We start from the raw sequence: 13,860 nt of genomic DNA, 5'->3' as shown, positions 1-13,860 counted from the left end.
TATAAACCGGTTTCTTTCCAATAAGGAAGCAAAGACAATTGATGAGTGGGAAACGATACGAAATAACCGATAAACAAGGAGCCAAAGAGCTGCTACTGTACGGTGACTGGACTATTCATCAGGCCCTTGCCCCTGCTGACAGTATCATTCAAAGCTACCAGCAGACTCCCTTTACTCAGATTAACGGCGAGTCCATAGAGCAATGGGATAGCGCTTTGATTTCTTTATTGCTACGACTTAGTCAGATAGCGAAACAGCAGGGCGGGGAGTTAAAGTTCATTTCATTCCCGCAAGGTGTAGAGCGGCTGGTGGAACTGGCCAATACCGTACCAGAAAGGCAGGATGCGAACCAAAAGAAAGAACCCCCAACTTTATTGACTCACATCGGAGATAAGATCATTGAAGATTATCGCGAAGCGATGAGTTTCTTTTTCTTCCTTGGAGAAAGCGTTAAAAGTTTTTTACGTTTACTGCGAGGACGAGCGAGGTTTAGAGGCTCTGATCTTAAAGAGATTTTATCTGATACTGGGCCTGAAGCTTTACCCATCGTAACCTTAATCAGTATTTTGGTAGGGGTCATTTTAGCCTTTGTGGGCGCTGTCCAATTAAATAAATTCGGTGCTGAAATATACGTGGCTGATCTGGTCGGTATTGCAATGGTTAGAGAGATGGGCTGCATGATGACGGGCATCATTATGGCGGGAAGAACGGGAGCCGCATTTGCTGCGCGAATTGGAACCATGCAGGTCAATGAAGAAATTGATGCCTATAAAACGCTGGGTATATCACCAATGGATTTTATTGTACTGCCAAGGATACTGGCTCTGGTCATAATGATGCCGCTGCTTTGTTTGTACGCTGACGTGCTTGGTATTCTTGGTGGTGCCGCTATCAGTATTGGAGCAATGGGGATAAGCTTTACTGAATATTGGAATCAGACCTTAAATTCAGTTGATATGGTCGATATCAGCCTAGGGCTCATTAAAGCATTTATATTTGGTATCGTGATAGCCATTACAGGTTGTATGAATGGTATTCTGTCTGGGCGTAGCGCTTCTGCCGTAGGTGATGCTGCAACTTCGGCCGTTGTCGCTGGAGTAGTGTTCATTATTGTCATTGATGGTCTGTTTGCCATTATTACCAGCTTGTTGGGTATATAGATATGTCGCAGATTACTTCCTCCGAGCCGGTAATTCGAGCTAAGGATCTGACCTTGGCTTACGGTGACTTTATCGTCCAGAGTGGCTTAACCTTTGATGTAAAAGAACAAGATATTTTCATCATCATGGGGGGGAGTGGTTGCGGTAAGAGCACTTTACTCAAGAGTTTTATTGGCTTAAAAGAGCCTGCTGAGGGCCAGGTATTATTTCGTACCGGCGGCTCAGGAGCCTCAGTCAATGAGCAACGTTATATTGATTTCTGGCAAGCTTCTGAGTCGCAGAGACAACAGCTGATGCAGCGCTCTGGAGTTTTATATCAAAGCGGTGCACTGTGGAGTTCAATGACGCTGGCAGAAAATATCATCCTGCCCATGGATGAGTATTTGGACTTATCCCCTATGGATATGAAATATCTGGCTTCATTGAAGTTGGCTTTAGTTGGATTAAGTGGCTTTGAGGATTATTATCCGTCAGAGATAAGCGGAGGTATGCGCAAGCGAGCAGGAATTGCGCGGGCACTGGCCTTAGAGCCTGATATTCTCTTTTTGGATGAGCCATCGGCGGGCCTGGATCCCATCAGTGCAAGTTTGCTGGATGATTTAATCTTACAGTTACGTGATAATCTAGGTTGTACTTTCGTCGTCGTAACTCATGAGTTGGCCAGTATTTTTACGATTGGTAATAACTCAGTATTTCTCGACGCTAAAAGCAAGACAATGCTAGCGACCGGAGACCCGGGTGACTTGATGAAGCACTCTGAAAACGAAGCTGTCAGGCGATTTCTGGCCCGTGGTGATACATAACTTAAACAGGAACCATCAGTGATATGAGTAATAAATCCCAATCAACAGCAATCGGCGGTTTTGTCCTTGGGGCAATTGTTTTATTTGTCGGTGCCGTTATGTTTTTTGCAAAGGGGACCTTTAATGACTCAGCTCAGCGCTATGTGCTGTTTTTTGATGGTTCATTGGCTGGCTTGGACGAAGGTTCTCCAGTCGTATTCAAGGGGGTTAAAGTCGGTATTGTTAAAAAAATCGAGGTGGTGACCGATACGGATGGTCTCGATATATATACCCCTGTCTATGTGGATATTTATGCAGATAGTTTTAGAGAACTGAATGGTCAGAGAGCTCAAAGCCTGACGGAAGTTACTGACCGTATTATTGATAAGGGATTAAAAGGAACTTTGGAGACACAAAGTCTGGTCACTGGCAAAATGCGTATTGCCCTGGAGTTTCGACCTGATGTGAAGATGAGGTTGCGAGGTATCATTGAAGATGTAGAAGAGATACCTACAGCGCCAAGTGCGCTAAGCGCTTTTGCTGATGAAGTCTCTAAGTTGCCCCTGGCTGACATCGCTAACAATATGAATCAGCTCCTTGAGAATGCCAATAGACTTGTCAATGAGACCGATTTGCAGGCCAGCCTGGAGCAACTTAACGGAACACTTGATGAATACCGTCAGGCAGCTGAAGTATTTAATCAGGAAATTAAGCCGGTAGCGAAGGAGTTCAAGCAAACTATGGATGAGTATGAGTTACTTGCTAAACAGCTCAACCAGCAACTTCCGGGAATGATTGGCAGTGTTCAGTCGAGTTTTGACGGGCTTGAAAAAGTTTTGGTTGATACACAAAACTTGGTACGCTCTATGAATCACTCTTATGGGTCTGACTCAGAGCTGCAGTATCAGCTAAACCAGACCCTGCAGGAGCTTTCTAAGGCTGCACACTCTATACGCGTTTTAACCGACTACATTGAGCGACACCCAGAAGTCTTAATATACGGTAAGGATGAACAATGAAAATATTACTGTCTCTCATAACCCTGTGTCTGGTATGGAGCATAAGTGGCTGTTCGACCCGTTCGCCTGACTCCAATTTTTATTTACTACAAAATCCAATGCCATCCGAAAACTTGGGTAATGAAATCAGAATTGGTTTAGGCCCGGTAACCATTGCTGACTACCTACAGAAACCTCAAATTGCTATTCGTACCGATGGAAGCAAGATGCAATTTGCAGAGTTCGAACGATGGGCTTCGGATTTAAGAGGACAAATAATCACTGCGCTACAATACGAACTCTCTGCGCAATTGAATACTGCGGATGTCTTTGAGTACCCATGGCGTCGTTCAGATAAAATTGATGTTTCTCTTTCAGTTGATATTAAAAGGCTGGATGCCAGTTTTGATGAGAGTAAAGCCTATTTGCACGCGACAGTAACCATGACTGATAAAAGTGGAAACTCAAACATTAGGTCTTATGTTTTAACGCAGGTTCTGGCTGATAATTCTTACGATGCTGCGGTAACTGCTGAGCGTCGCCTGCTAACTCAAATGGTCAATAAAATAACTTTATCGCTGCGCTGAGTAACCACGCCCGTATTTTTTTAGCTATAGCGCGAGTTTTGGACTAAAAGCTATCGCATTCACTGGTTTTTCTCGTTAAAATCACTCTCTTGTGACAAATTCAGTCACCTTTATAACGGCATTAGACTGAATCATGCCTGAGCCGAAGGCTCGGTATCAATAACTTTGAGCAATGTGTGAGCAACTTCAACATGTCTGAGACAAAATCAACGGATAACACCACTGAAAACTCAACACCGACTAATTTTATCCGCAATATCATAAATAAAGATATTGCGGAGGGGAAAAATGACGGCAAAGTTCATACGCGATTTCCACCGGAGCCAAATGGCTACTTACATGTGGGACATGCAAAATCAATTTGCCTAAACTTTGGGATAGCTGAAGATTATCAGGCACCCTGTAACTTACGATTTGATGACACCAACCCTGAAAAAGAAAGTGAGGAGTTCGCACGTTCTATCCAGGAGGATGTGTCATGGCTTGGTTTTGAGTGGGAAGGCGACGTTCATCACGCGTCGGATTATTTTGATGATTTATATAACTTTGCTGAGGAATTGATCGAAAAGGGCAAAGCCTACGTTGATGAGCAACCTGCTGAAGATATTGCTAAAAACCGTGGTAATTTCCAGGAACCCGGCAAGGAAAGTCCGTATCGCGACCGTCCTGCCGAAGAGAGCCTGGAGCAGTTCCGTAAAATGAAGGCCGGGGAATACCCAGACGGACAAATGGTTCTGCGCGCTAAAATTGATATGTCTCACCCGAATATGCTGATGCGTGATCCGGTTTTATACCGTATTCGCCGACTGCACCATATCCGTACTGGTGATAAGTGGTGCATTTATCCAATGTATGACTTTACGCACTGTATTTCGGATTCACTGGAAGGAATTACTCACTCATTATGTACTTTGGAATTCGAAGTTAACCGTCCACTGTATGACTGGGTACTGGACAACATAAGTGCACCATGCCACCCGCAGCAAATTGAGTTTTCACGCTTAAACTTGGCTTACACCATTACTTCGAAGCGTAAGCTGACTCAGTTGGTTGAGAGTGGAAAGGTTGATGGGTGGGATGATCCTCGAATGCCAACTATCGCAGGCATGCGTCGCCGAGGATTTACACCTAAGTCCATCCGTGACTTCTGTGCCGCGGTTGGAATTAGTAAGGTTAACAGCGTGACAGATATGATCCTTTTGGAGGATGCTGCGAGGAATGATCTCAACGACACTACTGAGCGTCGTATGGCGGTACTTGATCCAATAAAGGTGATTATTACGAACTACCCTGAAGATAAAGAAGAAACTCTACAGGGTATGAATCATCCCAAGATTGAAGATATGGGAACTCGTGATTTACCATTCACCCGTGAACTGTATATCGATCGTGCGGATTATCGTGAAAGTGCTAACAAGAAATATAAGCGCTTAGTTAAAGACGGTGAAGTTCGTTTACGCAACGCTTATGTCATTAAAGCAAATGATGCCGTGCTAGATGAAAATGGCGAGGTTAAGGAGCTTCATTGCACGTATGATCCAGACACTCTGGGCAAAAATCCAGAGGGTAGAAAGGTGCGTGGTGTGATTCACTGGGTATCTGCAAAATATGCAAAAGAAGCAACGGTTCGTTTGTACGATAGATTGTTCAATGTACCTAACCCTGGGGCAATGGATGACTTTCATGATGCACTAAACCCTGAATCATTGAAGGTGATTAAGGCTATGGTTGAGCCAAGCTTGGCTGATGCGAAGCCAGAAACGTGTTTCCAGTTTGAGCGTGAAGGTTATTTCACGGCAGACCGCTATGAACATTCAGCTGATAAGCTGGTGTACAATCGTACGGTTACATTACGTGATTCATGGAGTGATAAATAGCTTTAATCAGCAAAAAAAAGGCCAACTCTACGTTGGCCTTTTTTGATTGACTAACAACTTTTGATAACTACCAATGTTCCTTATAAATATCTACTCGTTAATTACACAACAAAGAATTTTTTACCTTTCACTTCTTTAGTCCACAGTTTTTACAAATAGTTCAAATAAAAAGTGACAAAGTAGGTTGGAACCTTCCTCGTTCGGAGTTAATCTAAGAAAGAACATTCCAACTCATTGATATTGTGGCTGATTATGAAAAAACTATTTAAATGGATCTTAGGTATTGTCGGAACCTTCATCACGCTCATTTTAATTTTGGGCATTATTGCTTTCTTTGTCTTTGATAGCGAAGACATTAAGAAGCAGCTGGTGAAGCAGGTGAAACAAAGCACAACAGCAGATTTGGCTATCAGCCAAGAGCTAAGTCTTGGTTTCTTTCCTTGGTTGCAGATTGAAACAGGCGGTGTTTCCTTATCCCAGCCAGCGAACTTTAAAAGTGATAAACCATTACTCACGATTGATGATGTCGCAGCCAGTATTAAACTTTTGCCTTTAATATCGGGAGATATAGAGGTGGGCTCTGTGACTTTATCTGGAACCGAAGTGAACATGATAACTGACTCTTCGGGCCGCTCAAATTTTAAAGCAATGATGGATGCTCAGGGCAATAAGGGCGCGCAGGCGGAAGAAAGCGGTTCAGAGAAGTCCGCTACGAAACAGCTCAGTCTGGAAAGTCTATCTTTAACGGATGTAACATTTAATCAGTTTGATGAAAGCAGACTATCCCAGAGCTTCCAGCTCAAACAATTTGAGGTTCAAAATTTTAAGCCAGAAGTAAGCACTCCTATATCTGCAGAGGGCTCTTTGACTGCAGACGGGAAACAGTCGAAGTGGGGGTTAACCGGTAATCTTTGGGTTGGATCTGATTTTAAACAAATCAAAATAGATACTTTAACAACTGAACTTGAAGGGGTCAGTGAACAGTTCCGCTCGATTTCCTTAAATGGCGACCTGGACATGCAACTGGATAATGATGCCACCAGGCTAAATCATAAGGGTGTGCTAAAGCTTAACGGACAACCTGTTAACCTCGATTTAAAATCAGCTTTTGGTGATTTAACCGAACTGAACGCAACGCTCAGTGCAAACCGAATTGAGCTGGCCGGATTAATGGCATCAACCGGCACCCCAAAGCAAGCCAAATCATCCCAAGACATGGATTTATCACCTGTAGCAAACTTCCTTAAGGGCGCTCGTATAAAAGGACAGTTAGATGTGAAGGAGTTTGTGCTTAAAAATGCGACCTTTACCGATGTCTCGGCGAACCTAAGTAATCAGGGGGCAAAGCTGATTCTGAACCCATTCAAAGCTAACGCCTTCCAGGGCCACGTTGAAACTGTAGCTAGTGTTAACTTCGCTGCTAATCCCTTAGCCCTGGCAGTGCAGCCTCAGTTTGAAAGTATTCAAATTGGTGACTTATTGGCAGCATTTTTTGAAGTAGAAAAGCTAAGTGGCCTCGGCGAGCTGGATTTAGATATGAAAACTCAAGGTGCCGGTGTTAAGCAAATGCTTCAAAACTTAAATGGTACAGGTAAGCTTGAGTTATCAGATGGCTCCTTCAATGGCATTGATGTAGCTAAGTTAATAGAAACAGGTTTGACCTTACAGGCCTTAAACAAAGAAAACTATAGCGGCAAAACCTCCTTTGCTAATCTCAGCAGCAGTATTCGAGCTAACAAAGGTTTGATTGAGCTTCCTGACTTTAACTTGAATTCTCCTCTGTTTGATTTGGTGGGGAAAGCCTCAACCGATGCTAATAAAGAGACAGTTTCAGGCAAATTCCAGTTAATGTTAAAAGGGCGTCTAAAAGAAGCTATGGAAAACAAGTATCCTAAGCTTAAGGCTAAAGCTTTGCCTTTTGAGCTGAAAGGTACCTGGGCTGAACCCAGTGCCAGTATTGATATTGAGGCGCTTTTAAAAGCCCAGTATCAGGATAAGGTCGATGAAAAGAAGAAGGAGCTGGAGGATAAAGCCAAGGAAGAGCTGGAAGATAAGCTCGGTGATATTTTTAAACGCAAAAAAGATAATTAAACCCTTTCGCAACCATTTGCATCAAAAGAGTAAATGGTCGTAAACATAGAGGTAAATTATGAAAACAGTTAAGAAATGGTTGGGAACGGTTTCAATGATAGCCTTGGGGCTTTCTTCGTTAGCAGTAACGGCTGATGAGTCAAAGTCATTCTCAGAAACTTATGATTTCTCAGAAAACGGTAGTATTAATCTGGATAACATCAACGGGAATATTGAAGTGACCGGCTGGGATAAGGAAGAAATCCTGCTGGAGTATACTATTACTGCTGATGATGAAGACGACCTGGACAATATTAAGGTTGAGATTGAACACAGTGAAGACGATTTTGATGTCGAGGTTGATATTGATTCCGGTGGTTTTATGAGCTGGGGAGGAAGCTCTGGTGAAGTATCTTTTACTTTAAAGGTGCCTCATGGTGTGACATTGGATTCTATTGAGTCGGTTAATGGCAATATTGAAATTGAAGATGTTTCTGGAGAAATTAAAGCCGAGACAGTGAATGGTAAAATTGTTATCAAAAATACTGCGCAGGACGTGAAGTTTGGTACTGTAAATGGTGACGTTGAAGTTGTCGTGGATACGTTAAGCCGCTCAGCACGAATCAAGGGCGACAGCGTCAATGGTGATATTGATATTTACTTGCCTGAGAATGACGGCTTTGAGTTAAGCTCTGATACAGTCAATGGAGACCTGTCGAACGACTTTGATATCGAAGTTGATGAAGGTGAATTTGTTGGTGCTGACATGAACGGTGAGTATAAGTCAGGCGGCGCTTCATTGAAGTTTGATACGGTTAACGGCGATATCAGTATTCACAAGAAGTAGTCATCTGCTTCAATAAACAAAAGGCGGCCTGTGTCGCCTTTTGTGATTTTGGCTACAGTTTTTGCATGATGACAGTATCGTTTCCGGGGAAATCCACTGAGTAACCAAGCCACTTACCAATCCAGCGGAAAGTGTGTTCAGAAAAAAAGCAGATGTGAGTTGGGTCATTTTTATAGTGCCATTTTTCGAAGGCTTCTTTAGTGGTAACTCGTTTAGTCATGATTCCCATATAACCTCCAGCCCTCAAAAGAGAATGGAGAAGCAATAGTTCCTTTCTTGGGGTTACGAAGTGCTCTATCGCTTCGGTACAGGTTATAAAGTCGTATGTCTTTTTGAGTGCCTGCGAGTTTTTAGCATAGTAGATATCGTAGTTGCTGACTTGGTAGCCGAGTTCTTCCATCATAGGCTTGATGGTGGGGCCCGGACCGCAACCAAAGTCCAGCCCCTTCGCTTCAATGGGTAATTTCCTGGCTAAGGGCTTTAAGAGTTTATTGAGAAATTGTCGGTAGCCAGTGTCCCGGGGAGAGTTCTGGTGGAGATCATACACTTTCTTCTCAGCATCATGATCGAGGTGGTGTTGGGGAGGAACAAAAACCAGCTGGCATTGAGGACACTGATGGTAGTTGCGTTGTTTATCCTGGCAGTAAAACTCTGTTTTCTTATTGGTGCAAAGAGGGCAAGCCATGCTCATTGTTTTCAGTTAAAATAGGTCAAAACGTTAATCATACAGTGTAATGCCTTTAGTTACCTTACAACAAGTTGAAGTCAGTTATGGTGGTGCGCCATTACTGGATAAGGTTGATTTTGTTATCGAACCCGGCGAAAGGGTTTGCATCATTGGTCGAAATGGAGTCGGCAAATCAACGCTACTAAAAGTGATAAATCAGGAAATCACACCTGAAGATGGTGGGCTGCGATTTCAGGAAGGGATTAAAGTCGCCAAACTTACGCAGGAGGTTCCTCACGGAACCAAAGGCACTGTCTTTCAGGTGATTTCTTCCGGTTTAGGACAGGTAGGCGAGCTGCTTCAGCAGTTTCATCAATTAAGTGTTAATACCGACGAAAAGTCATTAGAGAAACTTGCTCGTGTTCAGCAAAAGATTGAAGCTGAAGATGGTTGGGCCATGGATCAGAGAGTACAATCCGTTGTCGATCGTCTTGGGCTTAGTTCAGAGGCAAGCTTTGAGGAACTTTCGGGCGGTATGAAGCGCCGGGTATTATTGGCGCAGGCTCTGGTCGAACAGCCTGATATATTGTTACTTGATGAGCCAACCAACCACCTGGATATTGATTCTATCGAATGGTTAGAAGGTTTTTTGAAAGCCTATACTGGCAGTATCCTGTTTATTACTCACGATAGACGCTTCTTAAAAAGTCTGGCTACCCGAATTGTAGAAATTGACCGTGGACAGCTAACCTCATGGCCCGGTGATTACGACAATTATTTGCGCAGAAAAGAGGAGCGCCTGGCTGCAGAGGAAAAGCAAAATCAGGAGTTTGATAAAAAACTAGCGCAGGAAGAAGCATGGATTCGTCAAGGCATTAAAGCTCGACGTACCCGTAATGAGGGGCGGGTGAGACGCCTTCAGGCAGCTCGCAAGGAACGTGCTGAACGACGTAATTTAATCGGTAACGTTGATATGAAGGCGCAAATAGCCGAAATGTCAGGCAAGAAAGTGATTGAGGCAACGAGTCTGCATAAAAGCTACCAGCAGAGAGTTTTAGTCGATGACTTTTCTACCCTAATCATGCGCGGAGACAAAATTGGTATTGTTGGGCCGAATGGTTGCGGTAAATCTACCCTGATTAAGATGTTGCTGGGTGAAGAGGAGCCAGACAAAGGAGCCGTAAAGCTCGGTACTAAGCTGGAAGTGGCGTATTTTGATCAGCATAGGGCGCAACTGGATGAGTCACTTTCGGCAATGGATAACGTATCTGACGGGAAAGATATGATGACTATTAATGGTAAGCCGCGTCATGTCATCAGTTATTTGCAAGACTTCTTGTTTACTCCCGAAAGAGCTCGGGCGCCGATAACGGCATTGTCTGGTGGTGAGCGTAACCGGTTATTGCTGGCGAAAATCCTGGCCAAGCCTTCAAATCTGCTGATCCTGGATGAGCCTACAAATGATCTGGATATCGAAACTCTGGAGTTGCTCGAGGATATGCTGGCTGGTTACGAAGGAACTATGCTGCTGGTTTCTCATGACCGTGACTTCATAAATAATGTGGTAACCAGTACGATCGTTTTTGAGGGTGAAGGCAAGGTTAGGGAATATATCGGTGGCTATGATGACTGGTTGCGGCAACGGCCCCAGTCCAGGGGAGCTGGATCCGCATCGAGCAAGACTGGTAGCAAAAGCGAGTCAAAGCCTAAACCTAGGAAAAAATCTGCTAAACTAAGTTATAAAGACCAGCGGGAGCTGGATCAGTTACCTGCGGATATCGCTCAGCTTGAGGATGATATTGAGCAATTACAGGCTAAGATGGCATCTCCTGAGTTTTATCAACAGCCCAGTGACGATATAGCAGAAGTAAACAGTCAGCTCGCACAGCTTGAAGCCAGCCTTGAGCAGCGTTTTGAGAGGTGGGAAGAATTAGAGGCGATGAAAGACGCTTTGCATAACGATTAGCAGTTAGGTGTAGATTTATTATGTCACAAGATGATTTTGACTTATTTAAGAAAGAACTTAAGGGCGTCAAACCAATTAAGAATGACCAGGTTAATCTGCACGTGGCTAAAAAAGAGCCGACACTTTCACAAATGGCTAGACAGGAAGCGGCACTCGGGCGTAAGCCTAACCATGATCCCAATTACTTGACGACCGATTTTGTCGAACCCGTCGAGCCGAATGACTGGTTAGAATATAAAAAAGATGGAGTGCAGGAGGGCGTCTATAAAAAATTACGTCTAGGGAAATATGAAATTGATGCGCATACGGACTTGCATCGTTTAACCGTGAAAGAAGCCCGTGACGAAGTCTTCTACTTTATCAACGCCTGTGTAAAAAGAGGCAAGCGAACTATATTGATTACCCACGGTAAGGGTGAGCGAAGCATTCCGCAGGCAGTTTTAAAAAGCCATGTTAATCATTGGCTAAAACAGCATGAGTTGGCGATGGCTTTCCATAGCGCACAGCAACGCCATGGCGGCTTGGGTTCGGTTTACGTCCTGCTTAAAAAGAATGAGCATCATAAGCAGTTGAACCGCGAAATTTATAATAAAACAATGTGATGATGGATGAATATGAGGAATACGGATAAACCATTAATTGTTCAGAACAAAGTGACATCAGGTTCTTGGGGAAAAACTCGAGATCTATTGCTGCTGCAGGTTAAGTTATGGTGTGATGCAGTACGTGATTTTGCGCTAATGCCAGTCGCACTGATTTGTTATATTTTAGACCTGAAAAGTAACTCCGAGGATAGGGTTTACTGGGAGCGGTTGATGAAGTGGGGACGTCGGAGTGATGAGCATATCAATTTGTTTCATCATGACTCATTTGAGCAAAAAAAGACTGTAACCGTGGATGATGTAGCAGATATTGTTGAAGATGTGTTGAAATCTGGGGTTAAAGGCTCCACTAATACCCAACAAGTTGTCGAAACCGTTAAGCAACAGATCAGGGCGCGGTTCGGCAAGGAATAAATTTTAAGGGTTTTCTATGCGCTTTTTAGTAGCGTTCAGCGTCATTACAATTGTTTCTTCCTTTCTGCTTCCTACTTCTCAGGCTGCAACCTTTCGTGACCCAGGAGAACAGGATGTGGGGTCTTTTGGCACATTAACTATTGAAAATGATTTATTTGCCGGAAAAGATGGTGGCTACACTAACGGTATTGGCTACAGCTGGGGATACGGTCCTTACGATGACTATGCTGATAGCAGCGCCCCAGAGTGGATGGTTAGTCTCGCGGACTTGACCTTGATTGATGTCGATGATTCCCGAAAAAAAGCTGTCAGTTATAGTGTCTTTCAGGCCATGCAGACTCCTGAAAATATCAAAACGGATGTGTTGATTGAGAATGATCTTCCGTATGCCGGCATGCTTGGCTGGCAAGGAACTTTGTATTCCTGGGACAGTGACATAGCCGATCAGTTTTATGTTATTACAGGCGTTGTTGGTCCTGCCTCTCTAGCCGAAAAAACTCAGAAGTTAGTTCATGATATCACCAGCTCAGATGAGCCCAGGGGCTGGGATAATCAGTTGCGTAACGAGTTAGTTTTTAGTGTGGCAGGGCAGAGAAGCTGGCGTTTTGACATTACACCCAGTAACGGTGTTGGCGCTGACTTTTTAACGTTTGCAAGTGGTAGTGTAGGAACATTCACCTCTGATGTTGCTGGATCAGCAATGATTCGCGTCGGATCCGGTTTAGAAGAAACCTTTCCTTCCGTAAGTATTCTCCCCGGTAGAGATATCAACCCATTAGCTGGGGCTGAGGACGACCATTTTTATATGTTCCTGGCGGCACAGGCAAGTTATGTTTTCAATGACATTTTCGTCGATGGTAATACATTCCAAAGTAGTCACTCGGTTACTTTGAAGCATGAACAGTTTGTGGTTTCAGCCGGTGCTGTCTGGAATTGGGATCAATGGGGATTGCTTTTTTCAATTGCTGAGATAGGCTCTACTTTTGAAGAAAACGATGTTAACGGCCGGTTTGGTTCACTGAGTTTTAGTTATAGATTTTAGTATTATTCCTGGTTGGGATCCGGATACTCTATTTCTGAAATCCAGAACTGCTTTGATTCTTCCGGCAATTTAACAGTAACCTCATCATCAAGACCTTTACCCAGAAGCGCTCTTGCCATGGGAGAATCAACGCTAATATATTCTGCTTTGTAGTCAAACTCATCTGAACCAACAATTCGGTAGACGGTTTCGTCGTTCCGTTCATCTATTAGCGTAACGACAGCGCCAAAATATATTTTGCTCTGGTCTACAGGACGATGCTCAATAACCTTCATTTCAGCCGTACGTTTTTGTAAATAGCGGATTCTGCGATCAATTTCTCGTAATTGTTTTTTTCGATATATATATTCGGCATTTTCACTGCGATCACCCTCAGCGGCAGCGGCATTAATAGCGCGGGTTACTTCCGGGCGAAGATTTTTCCATAAATGAGCCAGCTCATTGCGAAGTCTTGTGGCTCCAGCAGCAGTGATTAGATTTGAGCGTTTCATTTATTGTGTATCGTCGTCTTCTTGAGTTGTAGATTGATCTAGTTGTTGGTCTATATTCTCGATACGCTTATTCATTTCCTGCTCGACTTTCTTTGCTTTATCAAGCTGCTGTTGTTTATAGTCACTCAGCGCGGTCTGCTCTTCTGGTTGCGAATCACAAGCACTTATCAACAATGCACCTAAGCTAATAATAATCAGGATAAAGGCTTTCATGGATTCTCCTATTTGTTAAAGGCCTACATTATAAGTAGCTTTGAAATAGGCAACAACCGCAACAGCCATAAGTGTTAGCAGAATAACAGCTGCCTTGAGCTGTCTTTAGGGCACCTGGTGTAAGACCATAACCAGACCAATTTA

14 protein-coding genes are annotated in these 13,860 nt (G+C 43.6%); 11 read left to right on the top strand and 3 right to left on the bottom strand.

Annotated features, from left to right (window positions below; all coding sequences use genetic code 11):
* Nucleotides 1-41: 41 nt before the first annotated feature.
* From KS2013_RS09800 to KS2013_RS09770, 7 genes are all read left to right on the top strand, one after another.
* Nucleotides 42-1,160: an ABC transporter permease gene (locus KS2013_RS09800; protein WP_068993216.1), complete on the top strand. Its 1,119-nt coding sequence runs from the start codon at nucleotides 42-44 to the stop codon at nucleotides 1,158-1,160.
* A gap of 2 nt (nucleotides 1,161-1,162) precedes the next feature.
* Nucleotides 1,163-1,963 carry an ABC transporter ATP-binding protein gene (locus tag KS2013_RS09795; protein WP_068993215.1) on the top strand — a complete coding sequence of 267 codons (801 nt, stop codon included), beginning with the start codon at nucleotides 1,163-1,165 and terminating at the stop codon, nucleotides 1,961-1,963.
* Nucleotides 1,964-1,986: 23 nt separating this feature from the next.
* Entirely contained in the window at nucleotides 1,987-2,961 is a 975-nt protein-coding gene (locus KS2013_RS09790) for an MlaD family protein (protein ID WP_068993213.1), read from the top strand.
* Nucleotides 2,958-3,527 carry a PqiC family protein gene (locus KS2013_RS09785; protein ID WP_068993211.1) on the top strand — a complete coding sequence of 190 codons (570 nt, stop codon included), beginning with the start codon at nucleotides 2,958-2,960 and terminating at the stop codon, nucleotides 3,525-3,527. The genes KS2013_RS09790 and KS2013_RS09785 overlap by 4 nt, the downstream gene beginning before the upstream one ends.
* Nucleotides 3,528-3,718: 191 nt before the next feature.
* Nucleotides 3,719-5,404 carry a glutamine--tRNA ligase/YqeY domain fusion protein gene (locus tag KS2013_RS09780; protein ID WP_068993210.1) on the top strand — a complete coding sequence of 562 codons (1,686 nt, stop codon included), beginning with the start codon at nucleotides 3,719-3,721 and terminating at the stop codon, nucleotides 5,402-5,404.
* Between the two features lie 252 nt (nucleotides 5,405-5,656).
* Entirely contained in the window at nucleotides 5,657-7,495 is a 1,839-nt protein-coding gene (locus tag KS2013_RS09775) for an AsmA family protein (protein WP_068993209.1), read from the top strand.
* A 58-nt stretch (nucleotides 7,496-7,553) separates the two neighbouring features.
* Nucleotides 7,554-8,321, top strand: a complete 768-nt coding sequence (locus KS2013_RS09770; protein WP_068993206.1) for a DUF4097 family beta strand repeat-containing protein — start codon at nucleotides 7,554-7,556, stop codon at nucleotides 8,319-8,321.
* 52 nt (nucleotides 8,322-8,373) lie between these two features.
* Here KS2013_RS09770 and KS2013_RS09765 read toward each other — a convergent pair whose 3' ends face one another.
* Entirely contained in the window at nucleotides 8,374-9,012 is a 639-nt protein-coding gene (locus KS2013_RS09765) for a class I SAM-dependent methyltransferase (RefSeq protein ID WP_068993205.1), read from the bottom strand.
* Between the two features lie 43 nt (nucleotides 9,013-9,055).
* Between KS2013_RS09765 and uup the strand changes: the two genes are divergently transcribed.
* The 4 genes from uup to KS2013_RS09745 are packed head-to-tail and all read left to right on the top strand — an operon-like array spanning nucleotide 9,056 to nucleotide 13,012.
* A complete protein-coding gene (uup, locus tag KS2013_RS09760) occupies nucleotides 9,056-10,954 on the top strand; it encodes an ATP-binding cassette ATPase Uup (RefSeq protein WP_068993202.1) in 1,899 nt (632 codons plus the stop codon).
* Nucleotides 10,955-10,974: 20 nt separating this feature from the next.
* Nucleotides 10,975-11,556 (top strand): DNA endonuclease SmrA, encoded by a 582-nt coding sequence (smrA, locus tag KS2013_RS09755; RefSeq protein WP_068993200.1) that lies wholly within the window; start codon nucleotides 10,975-10,977, stop codon nucleotides 11,554-11,556.
* 12 nt (nucleotides 11,557-11,568) lie between these two features.
* A complete protein-coding gene (locus KS2013_RS09750) occupies nucleotides 11,569-11,970 on the top strand; it encodes a hypothetical protein (protein WP_068993197.1) in 402 nt (133 codons plus the stop codon).
* Between the two features lie 16 nt (nucleotides 11,971-11,986).
* On the top strand, nucleotides 11,987-13,012 hold the full coding sequence (locus KS2013_RS09745; protein WP_068993194.1) for a lipid A deacylase LpxR family protein: 1,026 nt from the start codon (nucleotides 11,987-11,989) through the stop codon (nucleotides 13,010-13,012).
* A 2-nt stretch (nucleotides 13,013-13,014) separates the two neighbouring features.
* Here the strand turns inward: KS2013_RS09745 and greB are convergent, their stop codons facing one another.
* The gene (gene greB, locus KS2013_RS09740; RefSeq protein WP_068993191.1) at nucleotides 13,015-13,503 is read right to left on the bottom strand and encodes a transcription elongation factor GreB; all 489 of its coding nucleotides are present in this window, start codon (nucleotides 13,501-13,503) and stop codon (nucleotides 13,015-13,017) included.
* Entirely contained in the window at nucleotides 13,504-13,716 is a 213-nt protein-coding gene (locus KS2013_RS09735) for a hypothetical protein (RefSeq protein WP_068993187.1), read from the bottom strand.
* Nucleotides 13,717-13,860: the final 144 nt, after the last annotated feature.

The sequence above is a fragment of the Kangiella sediminilitoris genome, assembly GCF_001708405.1.
GTDB classification, from domain to species: Bacteria; Pseudomonadota; Gammaproteobacteria; order Enterobacterales; family Kangiellaceae; genus Kangiella; species Kangiella sediminilitoris.
Note: the sequence above shows the minus strand (reverse complement) of the source record. Positions and strands in the feature narration are given on the sequence as shown.